The following is a 21,936-nucleotide window of genomic DNA, read 5'->3' as shown; positions in this document are numbered from 1 at the left end:
CACGCCACCGAGGCCGGCCGCCACCAGGGCTGGCTCCCCGAAGAGATGAACAAGTCCATCCACTCCATCGAGCACTGGCTCGGCCACGAGTCGTGTCGGGTGATCACCTGCTCGGATCACATGCGGCGGGAGGTCAGCCACCTGCTGGAGCTGCCGGCGGCCCGGGTGGACGTGATCGCAAACGGGGTGGACGACCGGAGGTGGCGTTCGTCGGCGCGGGCGGTCGCGGCGGCCCGTCAGCGGTACGCCGCCGACGGCCCGCTGATCGGCTTCGCCGGACGGCTGGTCTACGAGAAGGGCGTCCAGCACCTGATCGCCGCCCTGCCGTGGCTGCGTCAGCGGCACGCCGGGCTGCGGGTGGTCATCGCCGGCGACGGTCCGTACCGGGGTGAGCTGCAGGCTCAGGCCGAGCGCCTCGGCGTCGCCGACCTGATCGACTTCGCCGGGTTCATGACCGAGTCGCAGTTGCCGGCGTTGCTGGGGGCGACCGACGCGACCGTGGTGCCGAGTCTCTACGAGCCGTTCGGCATGGTCGCCCTGGAGGCGGCGGCGGCTGGCGCTCCGCTGGCGGTGTCGGCGACCGGTGGGCTCGCTGAGATCGTCGAGCCGGGGGTCACCGGCACGACGTTCCGGCCGCAGGACGCCCACGGGCTGGCCCAGGCGGTGCACGCGCTGCTGTCCGACGAGGTGTTCGCCCGGCGGGTGGCCCGCTCGGCCCGGCAGCTGGTGACCCGGCGCTACGGCTGGTCGACGATCGCGGCGCAGACCGCGGCGACGTACGCCACGGCGGTCCGGGAGGCGCCGAGCTTCAACACCCGACGGGCGGCGGCCCAGCTGTCCGGTGGCGTACAGAAGATCGTCGTACCGGAGGGGAACCTGCTCGCGACCGCCGGTGCCGCCTCGTAGCGAGGACGCGGCAGCGCCACCGGACCCCGCCTCATCGGCTGTTAGGCCGAGGGCCCGAGCGAAACGGCGGGAGATCGCCGGTTCTCCAGCTGATATCCCATCACCAGCCCTGCGATTACTGTATGCAATCGCGGGCTGACGATGGGAGACCGGATCGTGCGACCGGATCTGATCGCGGACCGCTACCGGCTGATTCGCCCGGTCGGTAGCGGCGGGATGGGGCGGGTCTGGCTGGCCCGCGACGAGGTCCTGCACCGTGACGTCGCGGTCAAGGAGGTGCTGCCACCGGACTGGATGACCGACGCCGAACGCGACGTCCTGCGGCAACGAACGCTGCGTGAGGCGCGCAGCGCCGCCCGGCTCAACCACCCCAACGTGGTACGCATCTACGACGTCCGCCACGCCGGGGGCGCTCCGCTGATCGTGATGGAGTACGTCCGGTCCCGTTCGCTGCATCAGGTCGTCGCCGAGGACGGCCCGCTGCCGCCGGTCCGCGTCGCGGCGATCGGCCGACGGGTGCTGGCCGCGCTGCGGACCGCGCACGGCTGCGGCGTGCTGCATCGGGACGTGAAGCCGCACAACGTGCTGATCGGTGTGGACGGCCGGGTGGTGCTGACCGACTTCGGACTCGCCACCCTCGACGGCGACGGGGCGATCACCCGGACCGGCATGGTGATGGGCTCGCCCCAGTACATCGCCCCGGAACGGGCCCGCGACAGCGTGTCGAGCGTGGCCGCCGACCTGTGGTCACTCGGCGCGACGATGTACGCCGCCGTGCAGGGTCACTCCCCGTACGCCCGGTCCACCCCGATGGCGACGCTGATCGCACTGGCCACCGCGCCGCCGGACCCGGCCACCCGGGCCGGCCCGTTGCGCCCGGTCCTGGCCGGCCTGCTACGCCGCGATCCGCGGCGGCGGATCGACACCGACGAGACGGACCGGTTGCTGCGTCGGGTGGCCGGCAGCGGTTCGGACCGGTCGCCGGCGTCGACCTGGCCACGACTGCGCGACGTAGCGTCGCGGTTACGGGTTCCTGGGACCTTGACCCGGTAGGGTCGGCAGCGACTGTCCCGACACGCACCGTGGAGTCTGTAATGGACGCTTCCGCTGTCGCCAGCGCACCGGACCCGGGCGTCCTGCCGGGCGACCCCGGTCCACCGCTGCTGACCTGCTTCGACGACGCCACCGGGGAGCGGACCGAGCTGTCCACGCTGGCTCTCGGTGCGTGGGCGGCCCGGACGGCGGCACTGCTGCACGACGGCTGCGGGCTGGGTGCCGGCGATCGCGCGGCGGTGCTGCTGCCGCCACACTGGCAGACCGCGGCGGTGCTGCTCGGCGCCTGGTCGATCGGGGTGTCCGTGTCGATCCGGCTGGCCGCCACCGCCGGGCTGCCGGTGCTCGGTCCCGGCACGGACGAGCCGCTGGACGCCGTCTTCGCGGCCCGGGGCCGGGTCGACGACTGGTTGGAGGACGTGCCGGTCGCCCGGCACCGCTTCGTGCTCGACGTGGGCCCGAAGGCCGCCCCGGGCCGCCCGGCGCCCGACGGCTACCGCACATTCCTCACCGAGGCGACCCGCCACGGCGGCCGGGTCCCGGCGTACGCGCTGGTCCGCCCCGGCGACCCGGCCGGCGACGACGGCACCAGCTACGCCGAGTTGGGCACGGTGGCGCTGGGCATCGCCGAGCAGCAGGACATCACCGCCGGTGACCGGGTGCTGATCGACGCCGGCCAGCACGAGCATCCGCTGTTCTGGCTACTCGCGCCGCTCGCGGTCGGCGCGTCGGTGGTGCTGTGCGTCAACATGAACCCGGATCTGCTCGACGTCCGCGTCGCGACCGAAGGTGTCACCCGGGTACTCTGACCAAGCACTATAGACATTTGACGGCTTCCCGCCTCGGCCATAGTGGTGGGTGCGATGATCGGAGCCGCGACCGCGTCTGACAGAGTGACCTCCGCTGAGAAGATGACCTTGGAGGATACTCGACCATGATGGGTCCGTCGCACGCCCTCTCCGGTGCCACCGCGTGGCTGGCCGGTTGTTGGGCGCTAGACCAGTTCGCCGGCTACGAGCAGACGCCGCTGATGATCGCGGTCGGCACCGCCGTCTGCGCCGGCGGCGCCCTTTTCCCGGACCTGGACCTGTCCGGCAAGGTCACCCGCAACCGGGGCGGCGCCACCGTCGCCCGCACCTTCGGGGTGGTGTCGCTGTTCGTCGCCGAGGTCGTCGAAAAGATCTCGCTCGGCGTCTATCACGCCACCAAACTCAGCAAGGACCCGCACCGCAACAACGGACACCGGACGCTCACCCACACGATCCCGTTCACAGCGCTGGTCGGCTGGGGCACCACCGCGCTGTGCGCCGCGTACGGCAAGTGGGCGGTGATCGGCATCCTGTTCTTCATGATCGGGCTCGCGTTGCGTGGACTGTTCGACGAGTGGGCCAAGCGCGCCGGCTGGGTGATCGTCACCCTGGTGTCGGCCGGCGCGGCGTACTTCACCTACCTGCACCTGCCCGGCGACCGTGGCTATCCGATGCTCGGCTTCGCCGTCGGCGTCGGCTGCTTCGTACACATCCTCGGCGACCTGGTCACCCGGGCCGGCGTACCGATTCTGTGGCCGATCCCGACCGGCCGGCGGATGTGGCGGATGATCGGCCCCCCGGACCGCTTCTCACTGCGGGCCGGCAGCAAGTTCGAAGTCGTCGTGGTACGCAGCGTGCTCACGGTGATCTCGGTACTGGCCATCATCGGGCTGGCGATCCCGGCCGTGACCCGGTACTTCGCCAATAGCTGACCCGACGCTGTCACGCCGGGGTGCGCTGCACCGGCACCGCGAGACCCCAGGCCTCGACCGACTCCAGGGTGTCCACCTGACCGCCTTCGGCGACCCCGTCGCAGGAGATGTCGACCACCTCGCTCTTGTGCGCGAGCAGGTACGGACGGGCACCGCCGTCGGCGTTGGCCAGGATCGCGATGGCCGACCAGTGCCGGCGCCCGAACACCATCGGGTAGCTGCGCATCCCGGCGTACGTCGCGCAGATCAGCACCTCCGGGTACGGCAACGCCGCCACCCGACGCACCGCGTCGACGGTGATCCCCGGCATGTTCACCGGAAACACCACCACCGCCTCGGCGTCGACGCCCTTGAGGGCGTCCAGACCGACCCGCAGCGACGAGCCCAGCCCGGTCCCCCACGCCCGGTTGACCACGACCGTGGCACCGCTCAGGTCGGCGGTGTCGCGCACCAGGCCGGCGGAGGCGCCGAGCACCACCACGACCGGATCGCAGCCGGTCTCCCGCACGATGTGCAGCGCCCGCTCGACCAGCAGCTGGTCGCCGCGGTACAGCAGGGCCTCCGGCCCACCGATCCGCCGACCCCCGCCAGCCGCAATGATCATCCCCGCGATCCGACTCAGCTGAGCCACCCCCGCAACGCTGCCCGGCCGGTCATGCCGGGCGAACCGGCACCGGCGAGCCCGCCGCCGCCGGTCCAATGGAACGCACAACGGTCCCAACGATCAGCTGCGGATCAGGTGTCGCCAGCCGCCGGTCGGGACTCGCCCAGTGCCCGCCGGCGCGGCGTCCTCAGCCTGCGTCGGCGTAGCAGGCCACCGTCGAGGCGTCCAACGGCACCCGCACCGGGGTGGCGTCGAACAACGTCGCCGTGGCCTGCTCGGCACAGCGACGCAACGCGGCGGTCACCTCGTCGGCCTGCGCCGCGGGGCAGTGCACCACCACCTCGTCATGCTGGAAGAAGACCAGCTCGGCGTCGGTGCCCGCGAGCGCCTGCCGGACGGTGGCCAGCAGGATCAACGCCCACTCGGCGGCGGTGGCCTGGATGACGAAGTTGCGGGTGAACCTGCCCCGGGCCCGCGCGCCGGCACCGGGCGGCTCCGGCGGCAACGGATCGATGCCGGGCTCACCGAGCGCCGCCGCCGGCCCGGCCAGGTGGGCCGTGCCGGCCGGCGGGCAGGTGCGGCCCAGCCAGGAGCGGACCAGCCCGCCGGCCTCGCCGGTGCGGGCGGCGGACTCGACGTACTCGAAGGCGACCGGGTAGTTGCGGCGCAGCACGGCGAGCGCCGGCACGGCCGCCCCGCCGGTCTGCCCGTACATGGCACCGAGCAGGGCGACCTTGGCCCGGTCCCGGTCACCGCCGAACGCGTCGCGGGCCAGCGCGGCGTACAGGTCGCCGGCCGCAGCGGCGGCGGCCAGCCGGCGGTCGCCGGACATCGCGGCGAGCACCCGGGGCTCCAACTGGGCGGCGTCGGCGACGACGAAGCACCAGCCGGGGTCGGCGACGGCCGCCCGGCGGATCACCTTGGGGATCTGCAGCGCCCCGCCGCCCCGGGTGGCCCAACGGCCCGAGACCACACCACCGGCGACGTACTCGGGCCGGAACCGGCCGTCCCGCACCCACGCGTCGCGCCACGTCCAGCCGTGCGCCGTCCAGATCCGGTGCAGTTCCTTGTACTCCAGCAGCAGTGGCACCGCCGGATGGTCCACACCACGCAGCACCCAGGCCCGGGTGTTCGGCACGCTGATCCCGGCGCGGGCGAAGGCGCGCAGCACCTCGGCCGGCGAGTCGGCGTGCAACTGCCGTACGCCGAACGCGGCGGCGATCCGCGCGGACAGCTCGCCCAGCCGGCGAGGCTGCCCACCGACCGGCGACGGCGGGCCGAGCAGCTCGGTCAGCAGCGCGTCGTGCACATCGGCGCGCCACGGCAGGCCGGCGGCGCCCATCTCGGCCGCGGCCAGCGCGCCGGCCGATTCGGCGGCGACCAGCAGCCGGAACCGGCCGGGGCGCTCAGTGCCCGCGATGCGGCGCTGCTGGTCGGCGTAGACGGTGGCGAGGGTGCCGAGCGGGTCGGCCACGGTCGCCGAGGTCGGCACGTCGTCGAACAGCGCGGTCTGGCCGTGCCCGGGTGGCGCCGCGCTGGGCGCGGGCGGGTCGGGTGGTACCGGCGCGCCGGTGAGCCGGGCGTACGCGGCGGCGAGCGACCGCGGCTCGCCCCAGCGTCCGTCGTAGCCGAGTAGCAGCGCCTCGGTCAGCTCGACGTCGTGACACCGCTCGACCCGCACGCGGGCGCGTAGCAGCGCCGGGTAGATCGCACCGGTGGCAGCCCACAGCATCCGTGGTGGCGCCGGACCGCGATCGGCTGCGGCCGGGTCGGTCGGGCGTGGTCGGCCGGCCAGCTCCGCCATGCGGGCGGTGAGGTCCGGTACGACGTCGGTGCGGCCGGCGGGCGTGCCGTCGGGGCGTAGGCGCCGCAGTGCGCCGCCCCCGTCCGCCACCGCTGTCACCGCCATCAGCACTGCACCATTCTCACCTGCTGGTCCGACAGCGGCAGGTGGTCGGCGGAGCACGGTAGTGGCAGCCGTCGAACGGGCCGGCGGATCTTAGCGGTGGACGACAACCCATGGAAGCGCTCCCATAGGCGACCGCTCCGTCATGTTGATCACAGCAACCAACCGTTTACCCCAGACAGGCGCGGCTCATACCGTTTGCGCCAGCTTCGCCAAGATCACCTGCCCGGGACCCGATTGCAGCCAGGCAGGTGGGATCGGGATCACCAGCCGACATCGCACACTCGCCGAGATCGCACACTCGCCGAGATCGCAGCACGAAAAGCACTCGAAGGAACCCCATGACGCAGGTCATCGTGGCCGCGACCCCGTTCCACGGCCACTTCGGTCCACTTTACACAATTGCTGCCGATCTGGCAGCCCGTGGACACGAGGTGCTGTTTCTGACCGGATCGCGGTTCGCCGACCGCGTCACGAGCGCCGGCATGCATTTCGTGGCGCTCGACCCGAGCGCCGACTTCGACGACCGGGCGATGACCGCCGAGTTCCCCGCGTTCGCCGACGTGACGCCCGGCCCGCCACTGCACGAGTTCTTCTGGACCCAGGTGTTCGCCGACGCCATCGAACCGCAGTACCGTCAGCTCCTGCAGATTCTCGCCGAGTTCCCCGCCACCGTCATTCTGCACGACACGGTCTTCCTCGGCGCGCTGGCCTTCCCGCTGCGCCCGCAGGACGCCGACCGGCCGACCACCATCGCGCTCGGCGTACTGCCACCGATGCTGCTCAGCGACGACGCGCCACCGTTCACCACGGGCGAGCAGCCACTGTCGGACACCACCGGGCGGACCGCCCGCAGCCGGGCACTCAACGCCGAGATCCGGTCCGTCTACGCACAGACGCAGCAGTATCTGGAAAAGTCCTTCGCCACAGTCGGCGCCACCCTGCCCGAGTTCATTTTCGACAGTGTCATCACCCGACCCGACCACTACCTGCAGCTGACCTCGCCAAGTTTCGAGTACCCCCGATCCGACGCCCCGGAGTCGTTCCGGTGCATCGGGGCACTGCCCCAGCCGTCGACCACGACGTACCGGACACCGGCCTGGTGGCCCGAGCTCAAGTCCGGGCGCCCCGTCGTCGTCGTCACTCAGGGCACGCTCGCCAACGACGACCTGTCGGAGCTGATCGAACCGACCATGCACGGCCTCGCCGACCTCGACGTCCTGCTGGTCGTGGCGACCGCCCGGTCGGACGGCCCCGACGATCTCCGCCGGCTGGTGCCGCAGCCACCGGCGAACGCCAGGATCGAAGGCTACGTCCCGTTCGACCGGCTGCTGCCGTACGCCGACGTCCTCGTCACCAACGGCGGCTACGGTGGCGTCCACACCGCACTGCACAACGGGGTGCCGCTCGTGGTCGCCGGCGACACCGAGGACAAGCCCGACGTCGCAGCGCGGGTCGCATGGTCCGGGGTCGGGGTGGACCTGCGAACGGGACGGCCGGCACCCGAGGCCGTCCAGGCGGCCGTACGGACTGTCCTCGCGGACCATCGGTTCCGCCGGGCCGCGCTGGCCATACGCGACGAGTTCCGTCAGTTCGACCCGTTGAGCGCGATCGCCGCCGTCGTGGACGGCTCCCCGTCGGCCGGGAAGCAGCAGTGAGCGCTGCCCCCGTACTCGATGACCGGCTCACTGCCGCGCTCGGCACCCGGCTCGACCGGCTGGCCCGGGCCGAGCAGCGCAAGCTCGGCTTCCCCGGCTGGTCGACGCCGCTGCCCGAGGAGCTGGTCCCGTTCCTGTCATACGAGCTGAACAACTACGGCGACCCGGCGGTGGACCCAGTGTTCCCCTGGCACACCAAGGACCTCGAACGCGAACTGGTCGACGAACTCGCCGACCTGTTCGGCGCGCCGCCGCGGCAGTGCTGGGGCTACGTCACCGCAGGTGGCAGCGACGGCGTGCTGGCCGGACTGTGGCTGGCCCGGCAGCGGCTACCGCAGGCTCGGGTCTACCACTCCACCGCCGCGCACCCCAGTGTCCGGCGGGCCGCGGAACTGCTCCGGATGCCAGCGGTGGCGGTGCCGGCACAGCCGTCGGGCGAGCTCGACTACGACGAACTGTACCGGCGCTGCACGGCCGACCCTGAGCTGCCCGCCGCCGTGGTGGCGACGATCGGCACCACGTTGAGCGAAGCCGTCGACCAGGTGCCGCGGATCCGGGCCGTGCTGCGCGAGGCCGGCGTCGCCGGTCGGTACGTCCACTCCGACGCCGCGCTGGCCGGCGTGCCGTTGGCCCTCACCGCCGAGAGCCGACCGGACTTCGGGCTCGGCGCCGACGGCTCGGACAGCCTGTCGATCAGCGGCCACAAGTTCTTCGGCACACCGTTCCCCTGCGGGGTCCTGCTCTCCTGTACCGGAAACCGCGCCGCCGCCGTCGACGACCAGTTGATCTGCGGAGCGCCGGACACGATGAGCAGCTCCCGCAACGGTCACGCCACGTTGCTGCTGTGGTACCAGCTGCGCCGGCGAGGTCTGGCCGGGCTCCGCGCGCAGGCGCAACGTAGCCGGTCCGTCGCGGAGTACGCCGAACAGCGCCTCAGCCACATCGGCTGGCCGGCGTGGCGCAGCCACCGGTACGCGATGACCGTGGTCCTGCGGTGCCCACCGCAGGCAGTACTCAACCAGTGGCATCTGCCCCGCATCGGCGGGCTGAGCCACATCGTCTGCACCCCGGGCGTGACGCACGCCCGGATCGACCAGTTCGTCGCCGCGGTGCACGCCGCCGCGGCCAGGAAAGGACGACCCGGCCATGTCACGACCGACGACCTGCAGTGTGGTGGTCCCGACCTACAACCGATCGCGGCTGCTGAGCTACACCCTGGAGGCGTTGACGGCTCAGGACCTGCCGGCTGACCGGTTCGAGGTCCTCGTCGTCGACGACGGATCGACCGACGACACCGCAGCGGTGCTCGACGCCTACCGTGGCCGGCTCGACATCAAAGGGCTGCACCAGCCCGACGAGGGGTACCGGGTGGCCGCGGCCCGCAACCTCGGCATCGCGCACGCCCGCAACGACGTGTGCGTCCTGCTCGACTCCGGGGTGCTGCCACACTCCGGCTGTCTGCGTGCCCATTTGGACAGCCACCGCGCCGACCAGCAGCCACGGGCCGTCATCGGCTACGTGTACGGGTTCAACCTCGACAACGAGGACGCCGAGGTGATCACCTCGATGGTCGATCCGCACGACGCGGACGCCGCCATCGCGACGCTCGCGGCCGACGGCCGCTGGCCGGACATGCGCGACGACTTCTACCGCCGGTACGACGACGACCTGTCGACTCTGCCGGCCCCGTGGACGGTGTTCTGGACCTGCAACGTCTCGGCGCGTACCGCACAGCTCCGCGCGGTGGGCGCCTTCGACGAGGCGTTCCGCAGCTGGGGCGGCGAGGACGTCGACCTTGGCATCCGGCTGCAGCTGGCAGGTGCGCGCTTCGAGGTCAACCGGGCGGCCACCGCGCTGCACTACCCGCATGACAAGGCCTTCGCCGACCACATGGCGACCCTGGTGCCGAACTACTGCTACATCGCCGACAAGTACGACACCCCGACGATCCGGCTGCTCCCGGCCATCCCCACCGTCAACCCGTTCAACCTCAACGAGGTCGCCGCGTTCCTCGACCTGCCCCGCTGCGCCGACGTCCTGGCGGCCCGGTCGTGACCAGACGATGGGTCCTGGCGCGGGCCCTCGCGCTCGTACCCGGTGCCGGGGCCGGGCCGGTGACCGTGCTCGTCGGGCTGAGCCTGCTGATCGGTGTGCTGCCGGTGGTGTTCGTGGTTGCCAGCAGCAGTCTGCTCGGCACCGTTCCGGACCTCCTCGCTGGCGGCTGGACCACCGCGGCGCAGCGCCAACTGGCCACCACCTTCGCGGCGGCGGCAGGCGCGCTGCTGCTGCGGGAGCTACTCATCCCGGCGCAGGTCGCGGTCGGTGAGCTGGCCGCCCGCCGAATCGACGGCGGCCTGCTCGACGACCTGATGGCCGGAGCCCTCGCCACCGACGACCTGGTGCCGCTGACCGACCACCGGGTCACCGAGTCGCTGCGGACCGCGGTCCGGGAGCTCGAAGAAGGGGTACGCAGCCCCGGGCAGGCAGCCGTCGGGGTGCTGGTGCTGACCTCCCGGGTCATCGAATGGCTCGGCTACTGCCTGGTGGTGGCCGTACTGCTGGTCTGGTGGGCCGGGCCGCTGCTCGCCGCCGCGGTGCTGCTGTTCCGCCGGGCCCAGCGGCACGGTCTACGCCGCTACGCCGAGGCGCGTACCGCGTTGGCCGGCGCCGAACAACGGGTCGACTACCTCAGACGTCTGGCCATCGAGCCGGGCGCGGGCAAGGAGATTCGGGTGTTCGGGCTGATCCGGTGGCTGCGCGACGAGCTGGACGCCGCCTACCGGGCATGGCTGACCCCGGTGTGGGCCGCCCGGCGGGCTGCCTACCTGCGACCGTTCTACCTGGTGACGGCGATCGGGGTGGTGGCAACCGCAACCGTGCTGGGCACGGTTGGCCTACTGGCCCCCGGCAGTCTCACCCTGACGGCGTTCTTCCTGGTCACACAGGCAACCCTGGCGGCGGTGCGGCTCGGTGAGTTCTATCCGGAGACCGATCTGCAGGTCACGGTCGGCATGCGGGCGCGCGACGCTGTCGACCGGTTCCTAGCCGAGACCGCCCGAGCCGGCGCGGCACCGCACCGGCGACCCGCCGCACCGGCGGGCGTGGCGACCGCCGAGGTGCCGGTGCCGGCACCGCAGCACGCCATCCAGTTCGACGCGGTCACGTTCCGCTACCCCGGTGCAGAGCGGCCCGTTGTCGACCGTCTAGACCTCACCCTGGCCGCCGGGCGGTGCACCGCTATCGTCGGGGTCAACGGGGCCGGAAAGTCCACGGTGGTCAAGCTGCTGGCCCGACTCTACGAGCCCGACAGCGGCGCGGTGCGCCTCGACGGCCGCGACATCGCCAGCTTTCCGGTCGACGCCTGGCGGCGCAACCTGACGGTGACCTTTCAGAACTTCGCCCGGTACGAGGCGTCGGCGGCCGACAACATCGGCTTCGGCGACGTCCACTCGCTCGACGACCGGGCGGGAATCCGGGCCGCCGCCCGGGCCGCCGGGATCGCCACCGACCTCGACCGGCTGCCCGACGGGCTGGACACCCCGCTGGCCCGCCACGTCACCGGCGGCACCGAGCTGTCCGGCGGGCAGTGGCAGCGGATCGCGCTGGCCCGCGCGTTGTTCGCGCTGCGGCGCGGAGCGCCGGTCCTGGTGCTCGACGAGCCGACCGCGAGCCTGGACGTCTGGGCCGAGGCCCGGTTCTACGAGGAGTTCATGCAGCTGGTACGCGGGTCGACGACCCTGCTGGTGTCGCACCGGTTCGCCACCGTACGGCACGCCGACCACATCGTCGTACTCGATCAGGGCCGGGTGGTCGAGCAGGGTGACCACGCGCAACTGATGGCGCACGACGGCCGGTACGCCCAGATGTTCCGCCGCCAGGCGGCCCGGTTCGCCGAGGTGTCGACGTGATCCGCGCGGCCGGCCGGATGCTCGCGGGGGCCTGGCGGGCCAGCCGCAGCCGGACGTTGGTCGCCGCCGGGCTGACACTGCTCGGCGCGGTGGCCAACCCGTTGATCGCGCTCACCCTGGCGTACCTGACCCAGCAGGTGGTGGCCGGACGTCCGACGACGGCTGCCGTGGCCGGCGCGGTGGCAGCGGTGCTGGCCGTTGCGGCGCTGGTCTGCGCGCACTTCAGCCACGTGGCGTACTTCGAACTGGCAGAGCTCGCCGAGGTCGAATTCGACCAGCGGCTCGCCGCTCTGTCCAACGGCTCGATCGGGTTGTCCCACCACGAGCGGTCCGACCTCGCCGACCGGTTCACCGTGCTGCACCGGGAGGTTCGGCAGTTCCACACCGGCCTCGGCGCGGTGCTCAGCCTCGGCGGGCTGGCCGTCGCCATGATCGGCACGGTCGTGCTGCTCACCTCGGTCAGTCCGCTGCTGCTGTTGTTCCCGCTCACGGTCGCGGCGCCGTTGCTGGCCGCTGGCACCGCCGAGCGGCTGCTGGACCGGGCCCGGACCAGATCGGCTGAGGCGACCCGTCGGGCGCGCAACCTGTTCGGCCTCGCCACCTCGGTTCAGCACGCCGGCGAGCTGCGGATCTTCGGGTTGGGCGGGCAGCTGCGCGACCGCCACCGGGCACTGTGGTCCGGCGCGACCGACGAGCTGTGGGCCGGTCAGCTGCGCGCCGGCCTGATCCGTGCGGCAGGCCAGGCGGCGTTCGCGCTGGCGTACTGCGGTGCCGTCCTGGTCGCTGTGGCGCAGGCGGTCTCCGGCGCAGCTGGGGTCGCCTCGGTGGTGCTGGTGGTGGCGCTGGCCGTGCAGGTCAACCACCAGGTCACCACGGCGGTGGCGCTGACCCGGAATCTGCATCGGATCGCCAGCGCCTACCGGCACGTGGACGAGTTGCACGGCGAGGTGAGCCCGCCGGAACCCGCCACCCGTCGGGTGCCGCAGCGGCTGCAGCGGGGCATCACCTTCGACCGGGTCGGCCTGCGTCGGCCGGGCAGCACCCGCGCGGCGCTCGACGAGGTCAGCGTGACCCTGCCGGCCGGCGCGACGGTCGCGGTGATCGGCGACAACGGTGCCGGAAAGTCGACCTTCGTCAACGTGTTGTGCGGGCTGTACGAGCCGACTGAGGGCCGGGTTCTGATCGACGGCGTCGATCAGCGGGAGTTCCCGGCGGTGCGGTGGCGGGAACGGCTGGCTGTCGGCTTCCAGGATTTCGTCCGCTTCGAGCTGCCGGTACGTCAGGTGGTCGGGCTGGGCGACGTACCCAGGATGGTCGACGACGACGCGGTGCGGGCCGCGCTGGACCGCGCGGACGCCACCGCCCTCGTTGCGCGGCTACCCGCCGGGCTGGACACCGCGTTGGGCACCTCTTACCAGCGCGGGGTCGAGCTGTCCGGTGGGCAGTGGCAGAAGCTGGCGCTGGGCCGGGCGTTCATGCGACCGTCCCCGCTGCTGCTGGTGCTCGACGAGCCGAGCGCCGCGCTGGACCCGCACGCGGAGCACCTGCTGTTCGAACGGTTCATGGCCGCAGCGAAACGCACCGCGACGGCGGCCGGCGCCGTCACGGTCTTCATCTCGCACCGGTTCTCGACGGTCCGGGCAGCCGATCTGATCGTCGTCCTGCACGAAGGCAGGGTCGTCGAGTCGGGTGATCATGACGCGCTGCTGGCCGCCGACGGGCACTACGCCGAGATGTACACCGCGCAGGCACGGGCGTACGGGTGAGGGTCGCCCTTGCCGGGAAGCCCCGTCGCCCGCCCGCGACGGTGCTGCCGGTGGCTCGCTACTTGCTGACGCTGCCGGTGAGCCCGGACTGCACCTGCCGCTGGAAGATGATGTAGACGATCAGCACCGGCAGCATCGCCATCGTCACACCGGCGAACAGCCCGGACCAGTCGGACTTGTAGCCCTGGTTGACCGACAGGTCGATCAGGCCCTGGGCGATGACCTGGTTCCTGGCCTCGCCGCCGCTGGGCTGCATCAGCAGGTACGGCAGGTACCACTGGTTCCACTGGCCGATCACGTTGAAGATGCCGATGCTGATCAGGCCGGGCCGGGACATCGGCAGCATGATCCGGAAGAACAGGGTGGAGTGCGAGGCACCGTCGACCATCGCCGCTTCGGCAACAGTGTCCGGCAGCGTCTTGAAGAACGAGTGCATGAAGAAGACGGTGAACGCCAACGACCAGGCCGTGTAGACGAGGATCAGCATGACGTGGCTGTTCGGGCCGAGCAGCGGCAGGACGACCCCGGTGTTGTAGACGCCCTTGTACAGCGGCACCGCGGCCATGAACACCGGCAGGGTCAGCCCGGACAGGAACATGTAGTAGATGACCCGGTTGCCGGGGAACTCGTAGCGGGCCAGCACGTACGCCGCCATCGAGCCGAGCAGCATGGTGAGGAACACGCCGCCGCCGACGATGACGAGGGTGTTGAGGAAGAAGTCGCCGATGCCGCCGTCGACCCAGGCGCGGGTGAAGTTCTCCCAGTGCAGCCGGTCCGGGATCAGCGACAACGGGTCGCGGATGATCTGCGCGTCGTCCTTGAACGACGACATGACCACCCAGAGCAGTGGCAGGACCACCATGGCGCCCCACACCAGCAGGAACAGGTGCGAGAAGCCGTTGAAGAACGAGTCGGATACGGCGCCGGGCCGTCGTCGGGGCGGCAACGGCCGGGCGGTACGCCGACCGCCGGTGACCTCCGGTGGTGGCGGGGTGGCCGCGCCGGTCGGTGGATTGGTGACGGTGCTCATCGCGGCCCTCCCTAGTATTCGATCCGCTCGCGGCGGGTGATCCGCAGCTGCACGGCGGCGAGCAGCAGCGTGAAGATGGCCAGGGAGACGCCGATGGCGCAGGCGTACCCGAACTGGCCTTTGCTGAATGCGGTGAAGTTGATGACCGAGGCGAAGACCTCGCTGGCGTGGTCGGGGCCGCCCTGGTTGGGGGTCATCACGAAGACCAGGGCGTACATGTCCAGGGCGATGAAGCCGAGGTAGACCCAGGCCACCGAGATGCTGTCGCGCAGCAGCGGCAGGGTGATCCGCAGGAAGCTGGCGATCCGGCTGGCGCCGTCGAGCATCGCGGCTTCGAAGATGTCCTTGGGGATCGACTGCATGGCGGCGGAGAAGAGCACCATGTAGAAGCCGACACCGCCCCAGACGGCGATCAGCAGCAGCCACCAGAGCACCGCCGGTACGCCGAGGAACGGGGTCGGGTCGGAGACGAACTTCAGCGGCGCCTCCGCGTCGACCAGACCGATCCTGATCAGGATGCCGTTGAGTAGTCCCTGGCTGTCACCCCGGTAGATGGCACCCCACATGATGGCGACCAGCACCAGGGACAGCACCTGCGGGAAGAAGAAGATAATCTTGTACGTGCCGGACCCACGCACCCCCCGGACGCCGGCCCTGTCCCCACGCCCGCCCACATTGAGCAGGAACGCCAGGAACAGGGCCAGCCCGATGGTGAACAGCGGCAGGGTGACCAGGAAGAACACGTTGTGCCAGAACGCGGTACGGATCAGCTCGTCGCCGAACAGCCGCACGTAGTTGGCCAGCCCGACGAACTCCTGGGTGTCGGAGTAGCCACCCCAGTTGGTCATCGAGTAGCCGACCGCCTGCGCGTACGGCCAGATGACGTAGAACACGTACAGCGCTACCGGCAGTGCCAGAAATCCGGTGACGAACCGGGCCTTCCCGTGCCGCATGACCTGTCGCTTCCTTCGTTGGGCCCGGTCGCCGGGATCAGGACCGGGTGAACTTGTTGACCGCGTCGTCAGCCGCGACCGTGTCCGCCGCCTCCTGCATGGCCGCCTGGAACTGCGCGGCGGTCATCCGGCCGGCCATCAGCTCACCGATCGCGTTCTGCTCCGCCTTGTCGATGTCGGCGTACCAGTCGGGGTGCCGGAACGACACCAGGTCGCCGGGTGCGTTGGTCATCATCTCGTTCGCCGACGTCAGCGCGGTGGAGGTGGTCACGTTGTCGCCGGAACCCTTGACCGAGGCGAGCGAGCTGGTCAGCTCGGCGAACTTGCCGGCACCCTCCTTGGAGAGCATCGCGCGCAGGAACTCCATCCCGCCGGGGGCGTTGGCGGCCTTCTTCGGCACGATCCAGCCTTCGCCGGAGCCGGCCTGCACGGTGCCGTACGGGGCGGCGTCGTCGGCGCCGACGCTCCACACCGGGGCGATCTTCATCTGGAACCCGGTCGGGATGGTGGACCGCATCTCGTTCTCCAGCCAGGTGCCGCAGGGCAGGAACGCCGCCTTGCCGTCCAACCAGGCCTGCTGCGACTCGGTGTGGGTCAGCGTGTCGCTGCCGGTCAGCGTGTAGCCGTCGGCGACCATCTTCTCCACGCTGCTCATCGCCGCGGTGACCGCATCGGTCTGCCAGGCGCCTTCCTTCAGGTTGTCGATGTCGACGACGGCCTGACGGCCACCGGCCAACCAGATCCAGGTCATGATCGGCCAACGCATGTAGTACGGGTACTTGCCGGCGAACGCGAACGGCGCCACACCGGCGGCCTTGATCTTCGGGGCCAGGGTGAAGAACTCGTCGAAGCTGGTCGGCACCGCCCACCCGTTACGGTCGAACAACGCCTGGTCGAGCCAGAGACCGAAGACCGTGTACGCGTAGTTGAGCTGGAAGAACTCGCCGTCGAACGTACCGTCGTCGACGGTGCCCGGCAGCAGCGTGTCGCGGACCTTGACGTCCGGGTCGTCCCAGCTCGGCGCGTCCAGCAGCGGGGTCAGCTCGGTCAGCGCACCCTCGTTGATCAGGGTGTCGATCGCCATCAGGTCGGCGCCCGAGTTGTTGATCAGGTCGGCCGGGGTGGTGGAGAACTTCGGCTGCTGCTCGGTCTTGATCTTCTGGGTGGAGCTGAGGTTGACGGTGACGCCGTCGTGCTTGGCCACGAACAGCGTCTTGTCGAACTCCGGGTACTCGTCACCGAGGCCGCCGTTGAACACAACGACGTCGACACTGCTGTCACCGGCGACACCGAACGGGTTGTCCGCGCTCTTCGTGCCGCTCTCGGTGTCGCTGCCCGGCGTACTGCCGGCGCAGGCCGAGAGCAGGCCGGCCGCCGGGCCGGCCAGCAGTCCGGCGGCGGCCGCCCGGCGCAGCAGGGTCCGGCGACGGACCGACGCACCGACGACGGCGGACGGGATCCGGGCGGAATCCGGGAAAAGGGACATGATCTGTGCTCCTCAGCTGGGGGTTTCGGCGGGGCGGTTCGTGATCCGGTCAACGGCTTTGTGCCCGTCGACGGCGCGGGCGGTCCGGCGAAAGGCCGCATTGGCCCGGTCGTGGGTCCGTTGGGCGACGGCGACGTAGAGCAGGTCGAGTACGACGAGTTGCGGGTGCCGGGCGGACAGGGCGTCCGGCCGGAAGGTCGTCGCCTGGGTGGCGGTGAGCAGGACGATATCGGCGAGGTCGGCCAGGGTGGAGCGCGGGAAGCTGGTCAACGCGACCGTGATGGCGCCGTGGCTGCCCGCCTCAGCCACCATCTCGATGGTTTCGCGGGTCTGGCCGGTGTGCGAGATGCCCAACGCCACATCGCCGGCACCCATCAGGGCCGCACTGGCCAGCCCGTTGTGCAGGTCGGTCCAGGCCCACGCCGGTACGCCGATGCGGTGCAGGCTGAACTGCATCTCCTCGCCGACCAGGGCGCTGCCGCTGGCGCCGAAGATGTTGACCCGGCTGGCGGCGGCGACCGCGTTGGCGGCCTTGTCGACCTGCGACAGGTCCAGCAGGGCGGCGGTGTCGTTCATCGCCTGGGTGTCGGCGGCCATGATCTGGCCGAGCACCCGGTCGAGCGGATCACCGGGCTGGATCTCCCGGCCGATGTCGACGGTCCAGCCGGCGGCACGGGCCCGGCCGGTCTCGGAGGCAATGCCGAGCCGCAGGTCGGCGTAGCCGTCGAAGCCCAGCGCCCGGCAGAACCGGGTGACCGTGGCAGGTGAGGTACCGCTGCGTTCGGCAAGCTCCACGATGGTGGCGCGGGCCGCCCCGGCCGGGTCGGCGAGCACCTGGTCGGCGACCCGCCGCAGGGCTCCGGTGAAGTCGGTCAGTCGGATCCGGGCCAGCACCGAATCAGCCGGACCTGGGGCGTCGGCCACCGCGGTCCCTGCGGGGCTCTGCACCTCGTGCCCGGTCATCCGCGCCAACCTTTCGGGAAAGAGTGTTAACTGTTAGTGGTAAAAGTTCTTACTAACACCCCCTCCGTGTCAAGACCGTGGGCGAAGTTTTCAAACCGTTACCGGCCGGACCGACCCGCACGGCGGCCGCCGACGCACCCCACACGTAGGCGGGGGCGGCGACACCGGTGCTCGCTATGCTCCCGCTTGTGGCACACGCACAACTCCGGTTCGGCCACTACGAGCTCGATCTCGAACGCAGGCAGCTATACCACCGTGGCCGGCAAGTCCCCATCGAGCCGCGAGCCGTCGAGATGCTGTGCCACCTCGCCGAACACCGGGACCGGATGGTCCCCAAGCAGGAGCTGCTCGATGCGGTCTGACCCGGACGCGATGTCACCGAGTCCACCCTCGCCGCCGCCCTGCGCGCCGCCCGCCACGCGGTCCGCGACACTGGCGACCAAGAGGTCATCCACACCATCAACCGGCGCGGCTACCAGTTCGTGGCCCCCATCGCCCCGTCCGTGACACCGAGCAACTACGACGCCGTCAGGTTCTGCCAGACCGCAGACGGAACCCGCCTCGCCTACACCGTCACCGGATCCGGTCCGCCGCTGGTCTCAACCGCCAACTGGTTGACCCACCTCGGCCTCGACCGCAGACATCCCATGTGGACCCACTGGTACCGGGACCTGATGCGCGACAGCCGGCGGGGGCTGCGATACGACGAACGAGGCTGCGGGCTGTCCGACTGGTGCCCGCCGTCGGCGTCACCGCAGGTGTGGGTCGAGGACCTCGACACCGTCGCCGACGCCGCCGGATACGACACCTTCCCGGTCATCGGCACCGCCCAGGCCGCCGCCACCGCCATCGCCTACGCGGCGATGCGCCCGCACCGGGTCAGCCGGGCGATCCTGATCAGCAGCCACGCCCAAGGGCGTCAGGTCCGTGCCCGCACCGAACTGGACCGCAGGGTGGCCGGGGTGGACCTGGACCTGGCGAAGGTCGCATGGCAGTCCGGCGACCCGGGCTTCCTGCGCGCGTACGCCGCCCAATTCCTGCCCAACGCCACCGCCGAGGAGTGGGACGCGTACATCGCCTTCACCCGACGGACGACGTCCCCGGAGAACATGGTCCGCTTCTTCCAGATGATCGCGACCATAGACGTCTTCCCGCTGGCCCGGCAGGTCCGCTGCCCCACGCTGATCCTGCACTCCCGGGGCGACACCCGAGTCCCCGCCACCGACGCGCGGGAACTCGCCTCGCTGATCAACGACAGCCAACTGGTGCTGCTCGACAGCCCCAACCACCTGCTCACCGGTGCCGAACCCGCCTGGGCCGAATTGGTCCGCCACGTCGACGACTTCCTCGCCGACTGATCCGCGCCCCGGTCCTGGTCAGCAGAACGGTCGCCAGCCGTCCGCCCCGGCGAGATACCCGGCGGGCGTGAAAGCGCCGGCCTGCTCCCGGGTCAACTGCGGGCGGTCGTCGTTCACCCCGGCACCGGGGCCACGGTTGCGGTACTCGAAGTAGCGCGCCTCCCGCCACGGCCAGGTGCCGAAGTCGGTCCACGGCGCGGCCTTGATATGCGCATCGAGCACGCTGTCGCGGATGATCGTCTGCCCGATCGCGTCCGGATCGTTGCTGGGGTGCCAGGGCCGGCCGAGAAACACCGTGCCGGGCGCGGCGTCGCCGGTGAACCGGCACCGGTCGAAGAGCAGACCGTACGGGTTGCTGATCGAAGTGCTCGCGGCGGTCACGTATCCGTTGTTGCTGTCCGAACCCCGGTCGAGCGAGTGGATGTGGCACCGGGTGAAGGCGGCGGTGGCCCGACCGAAGATGAAGTCGACGTCGCCTTCGACGTAGCAGTCCTCCAGCGCCACCCGGGCGACGGTGGTGGAGGACCGACTGTTGACGTACAGCGTGTCCTGGTTGCCGACGAACCGCACGCCCCGGAAGGCGATCCGGTCGGCGCGGGTGAGGACCGCGACGGCCTGCCGGGCGGTGATCTCCGGATGGGCGGCCTCGTCGAAGGAGTTGCTCAGCGTCAGGTTCTCCGCCGTGAAGTCGGCACCGTCCAGAGTGACCGAGGCGCTGCCCGAGGTGCCCCAGGTCCCGCCGCCCGGCTTCGGCGTGCCGTTGGCCCGGTCGTCGGTGACCACGACGTCGCCGGGACGGCGCCCGAGGCCCCGCATGACGATGTGCGGCTTGTCCGCCGGGACGATCACCTGACCGTGGTAGGCACCGGGCCGGACATCGATGTGGAACGGCTCGGCGTTGCCGGCCGGGACCGCGTCGACCGCCGCCTGGACGTTCGTCACGTCGCCTCGACCGTCGGCGGCGACCACGATCCGCCGCCGGGTCGACGCGACCGCCGGCTGCGGGCCCGTCAGGGCACCGATCGCCGCCACACCGGCCGCCAGCACGACTCGCCGTCGCATCACACCTCCATGGGAAAGCGCTTTCCGTGAAGTGCAACGTAGGACGCTCAACGCCGCACGTCAATGTGTTCGGTCGGCGCATCACCGCCGTTCCTGCACTTCGGCTTCCGCATGCACTCCGGATCGTTCATGGCGCGCGGCGCGTTCGCCGATCTCCTGCTGCGCGAGATCCCCCGACGTGGGCGTGGTCGCGGCCGCCGGTGGCAACCTTGGCGCCGCGGGCGGGTACGCCGCCCACTCCCTCGGCGTACCCGCCCGCATCCACGTACCGACGGTCTCCTCGCCGGCGAAGATCACCCAGATCCGGGGGTACGGCGCGGACCTGGTGATCGAGGGCGACACGTACAGCGAGGCGCTGGCCGTCAGCGAACGGTGGCGGGAGAGGACACCGGCGCGCTCCCGGTGTACGCCTTCGGATCGGCGGTCTGGGGCGTTGGTACGACAAGGTCTTATGTGGAGTTTGTGATCCTTTGGGGCATGTGTCGTCTAACGGATAGACGCTTGCAGAAACGACTGGCGTGGATGAGGCTACTGGCACCCCCCCTCGCGCACGACGCGCCGCCTTCTGGTCGAGCCTGCGCGTGCCCCGTCACATCTCAAGGAGGTTGGCCATGGCCAACGGACCACCCCTGCACGCCCGGCGACGTCGGGGCATGGGCACGCGCACAGCGAGCGTGCTCACCACCGTTGCCGTCCTGACCGCGGCGCAGGCACTCCCCGCGGTCGCGGCGACACCTGCGGCGCCGATGAGCCCACCGCTCACCGCGCTGGCAGCGCCATCCGTGCCCACGCCATCCCCGCTACCGGCCGCTGTCGCGGCGGCGATGCAACGCGATCTGCATCTCGACGCCGACCAGGTCCGTGCCCGGCGTGCACGGGAGGCCGTGGCGCCCGGTGTCGAGCAGTCACTACGCACGACACTGGGTGAGGGCTTCGGCGGAGCCTGGCTGTCCGACGACGGCACACTGAACATCGGAGTCACGACCAGCCGCGCCAAACCGGCGGTCCGGGCGGCCGGAGCCATCCCGCGGACAGTCGAGTACAGCGAGGGGGAACTCGACGCGGCCAAGACCGAGTTGGACCGCCACGCCAAAGCCACACCTCGCTCGGTGTTCGGCTGGCATGTCGACCTGCCCACCAACCGGGTTGTCATTACCGTCGAGGTAGGGCAGACCCCCGCCGGCCGGGCGTTCAGCGCCAAAGCCGGTGTCCGTGACGAGATGGTGCAGGTGGTGACCAGCACCCAACGTCCGCAGCTCATGGCCGATCTCCGGGGTGGGGAAGCGTTCCGGAATGCGGACGTGTTCATTGATGGCAAGGGGTGCTCGGTGGGGTTCGCCGTGTCCGGTGGTTTCGTCACCGCAGGGCACTGCAAGGGGAGTTCGGCCTCGGTCTATACCCTTGACGGGTGGTGGGAGATGGGTCGCTGGGCTGACTGGTCGTTTCCCACCAACGACTATGCGTGGGTCAGGACCCACGGCCCCGGCGTTGTTCCTCTATGCCTGATTTGATCACGGTTTGTTAGATGCGGTAGACGGCGAA

19 protein-coding genes and 1 pseudogene are annotated in these 21,936 nt (G+C 70.9%); 13 read left to right on the top strand and 7 right to left on the bottom strand.

The annotated features are described in order from the left end of the window. The 4 genes and pseudogenes from ACFHVL_RS28560 to ACFHVL_RS28545 form a co-directional block, all read left to right on the top strand. On the top strand, window positions 1-906 hold a 906-nt coding region (locus ACFHVL_RS28560), incomplete at its 5' end, for a glycosyltransferase family 4 protein (RefSeq protein WP_416631592.1). A gap of 141 nt (window positions 907-1,047) precedes the next feature. Then, window positions 1,048-1,941: pseudogene (locus tag ACFHVL_RS28555) on the top strand (serine/threonine-protein kinase); the annotation flags it as partial. 59 nt (window positions 1,942-2,000) lie between these two features. Beyond that, window positions 2,001-2,768 carry a TIGR03089 family protein gene (locus ACFHVL_RS28550; protein ID WP_416631591.1) on the top strand — a complete coding sequence of 256 codons (768 nt, stop codon included), beginning with the start codon at window positions 2,001-2,003 and terminating at the stop codon, window positions 2,766-2,768. A 125-nt stretch (window positions 2,769-2,893) separates the two neighbouring features. Then, window positions 2,894-3,700, top strand: coding sequence for a metal-dependent hydrolase (locus tag ACFHVL_RS28545; protein ID WP_416631590.1), 807 nt, complete (start codon window positions 2,894-2,896; stop codon window positions 3,698-3,700). Window positions 3,701-3,710: 10 nt separating this feature from the next. Here ACFHVL_RS28545 and ACFHVL_RS28540 read toward each other — a convergent pair whose 3' ends face one another. Together ACFHVL_RS28540 and ACFHVL_RS28535 are read right to left on the bottom strand one after the other, a co-directional pair. Continuing rightward, the gene (locus ACFHVL_RS28540; RefSeq protein ID WP_416631594.1) at window positions 3,711-4,304 is read right to left on the bottom strand and encodes a nucleotidyltransferase family protein; all 594 of its coding nucleotides are present in this window, start codon (window positions 4,302-4,304) and stop codon (window positions 3,711-3,713) included. Between the two features lie 187 nt (window positions 4,305-4,491). Continuing rightward, on the bottom strand, window positions 4,492-6,213 hold the full coding sequence (locus tag ACFHVL_RS28535; RefSeq protein ID WP_416631593.1) for a bifunctional 3'-5' exonuclease/DNA polymerase: 1,722 nt from the start codon (window positions 6,211-6,213) through the stop codon (window positions 4,492-4,494). A 338-nt stretch (window positions 6,214-6,551) separates the two neighbouring features. Here ACFHVL_RS28535 and ACFHVL_RS28530 point away from each other — a divergent pair, with 338 nt between their 5' ends. From ACFHVL_RS28530 to ACFHVL_RS28510, 5 genes are read left to right on the top strand one after another with little or no spacing between them, the layout of a single operon-like run. After that, a complete protein-coding gene (locus tag ACFHVL_RS28530; protein WP_416631589.1) occupies window positions 6,552-7,868 on the top strand; it encodes a glycosyltransferase in 1,317 nt (438 codons plus the stop codon). Further along, window positions 7,865-9,118, top strand: coding sequence for a pyridoxal-dependent decarboxylase (locus ACFHVL_RS28525; RefSeq protein ID WP_416631588.1), 1,254 nt, complete (start codon window positions 7,865-7,867; stop codon window positions 9,116-9,118). Before ACFHVL_RS28530 ends, ACFHVL_RS28525 begins: the two co-directional genes overlap by 4 nt. Further along, window positions 9,015-9,923, top strand: a complete 909-nt coding sequence (locus ACFHVL_RS28520; protein ID WP_416631587.1) for a glycosyltransferase — start codon at window positions 9,015-9,017, stop codon at window positions 9,921-9,923. The genes ACFHVL_RS28525 and ACFHVL_RS28520 overlap by 104 nt, the downstream gene beginning before the upstream one ends. After that, window positions 9,920-11,776: an ABC transporter ATP-binding protein gene (locus ACFHVL_RS28515; protein WP_416631586.1), complete on the top strand. Its 1,857-nt coding sequence runs from the start codon at window positions 9,920-9,922 to the stop codon at window positions 11,774-11,776. Before ACFHVL_RS28520 ends, ACFHVL_RS28515 begins: the two co-directional genes overlap by 4 nt. Beyond that, window positions 11,773-13,542 carry an ABC transporter ATP-binding protein gene (locus ACFHVL_RS28510; protein WP_416631585.1) on the top strand — a complete coding sequence of 590 codons (1,770 nt, stop codon included), beginning with the start codon at window positions 11,773-11,775 and terminating at the stop codon, window positions 13,540-13,542. The genes ACFHVL_RS28515 and ACFHVL_RS28510 overlap by 4 nt, the downstream gene beginning before the upstream one ends. A gap of 58 nt (window positions 13,543-13,600) precedes the next feature. On the opposite strand, the gene ACFHVL_RS28505 is transcribed toward ACFHVL_RS28510, so the two are convergent. Genes ACFHVL_RS28505 through ACFHVL_RS28490 form a run of 4 tightly spaced genes read right to left on the bottom strand, consistent with a single transcriptional unit; the run spans window position 13,601 to window position 17,974 of the window. Beyond that, window positions 13,601-14,572: a carbohydrate ABC transporter permease gene (locus tag ACFHVL_RS28505; protein ID WP_416631583.1), complete on the bottom strand. Its 972-nt coding sequence runs from the start codon at window positions 14,570-14,572 to the stop codon at window positions 13,601-13,603. Between the two features lie 11 nt (window positions 14,573-14,583). Then, entirely contained in the window at window positions 14,584-15,525 is a 942-nt protein-coding gene (locus tag ACFHVL_RS28500; RefSeq protein WP_416631581.1) for a carbohydrate ABC transporter permease, read from the bottom strand. Between the two features lie 37 nt (window positions 15,526-15,562). After that, window positions 15,563-17,011, bottom strand: a complete 1,449-nt coding sequence (gene ngcE, locus ACFHVL_RS28495; RefSeq protein WP_416631580.1) for an N-acetylglucosamine/diacetylchitobiose ABC transporter substrate-binding protein — start codon at window positions 17,009-17,011, stop codon at window positions 15,563-15,565. Between the two features lie 12 nt (window positions 17,012-17,023). After that, window positions 17,024-17,974, bottom strand: a complete 951-nt coding sequence (locus ACFHVL_RS28490; protein ID WP_416631579.1) for a MurR/RpiR family transcriptional regulator — start codon at window positions 17,972-17,974, stop codon at window positions 17,024-17,026. Between the two features lie 188 nt (window positions 17,975-18,162). Between ACFHVL_RS28490 and ACFHVL_RS28485 the strand changes: the two genes are divergently transcribed. Both ACFHVL_RS28485 and ACFHVL_RS28480 read left to right on the top strand, forming a co-directional pair. Continuing rightward, on the top strand, window positions 18,163-18,336 hold the full coding sequence (locus ACFHVL_RS28485) for a winged helix-turn-helix domain-containing protein (protein ID WP_416631578.1): 174 nt from the start codon (window positions 18,163-18,165) through the stop codon (window positions 18,334-18,336). Window positions 18,337-18,477: 141 nt separating this feature from the next. After that, window positions 18,478-19,332 (top strand): alpha/beta fold hydrolase, encoded by an 855-nt coding sequence (locus ACFHVL_RS28480; protein ID WP_416631577.1) that lies wholly within the window; start codon window positions 18,478-18,480, stop codon window positions 19,330-19,332. An 18-nt stretch (window positions 19,333-19,350) separates the two neighbouring features. Here ACFHVL_RS28480 and ACFHVL_RS28475 read toward each other — a convergent pair whose 3' ends face one another. After that, window positions 19,351-20,394: a pectinesterase family protein gene (locus ACFHVL_RS28475; RefSeq protein ID WP_416631575.1), complete on the bottom strand. Its 1,044-nt coding sequence runs from the start codon at window positions 20,392-20,394 to the stop codon at window positions 19,351-19,353. A gap of 31 nt (window positions 20,395-20,425) precedes the next feature. Between ACFHVL_RS28475 and ACFHVL_RS28470 the strand changes: the two genes are divergently transcribed. Further along, window positions 20,426-20,860 carry a pyridoxal-phosphate dependent enzyme gene (locus ACFHVL_RS28470; protein ID WP_416631574.1) on the top strand — a complete coding sequence of 145 codons (435 nt, stop codon included), beginning with the start codon at window positions 20,426-20,428 and terminating at the stop codon, window positions 20,858-20,860. A 145-nt stretch (window positions 20,861-21,005) separates the two neighbouring features. Further along, window positions 21,006-21,905 (top strand): alpha-lytic protease prodomain-containing protein, encoded by a 900-nt coding sequence (locus ACFHVL_RS28465; protein WP_416631573.1) that lies wholly within the window; start codon window positions 21,006-21,008, stop codon window positions 21,903-21,905. The last annotated feature ends 31 nt before the right edge of the window (window positions 21,906-21,936 follow it).

The sequence above is a fragment of the Micromonospora sp. LOL_023 genome (assembly GCF_048060115.1).
In the GTDB taxonomy this organism is placed as follows: Bacteria; Actinomycetota; Actinomycetes; order Mycobacteriales; family Micromonosporaceae; genus Micromonospora_E.
The sequence above is the reverse complement of the archived record's forward strand: the minus strand, read 5'-3'. Positions and strand labels throughout refer to the sequence as shown.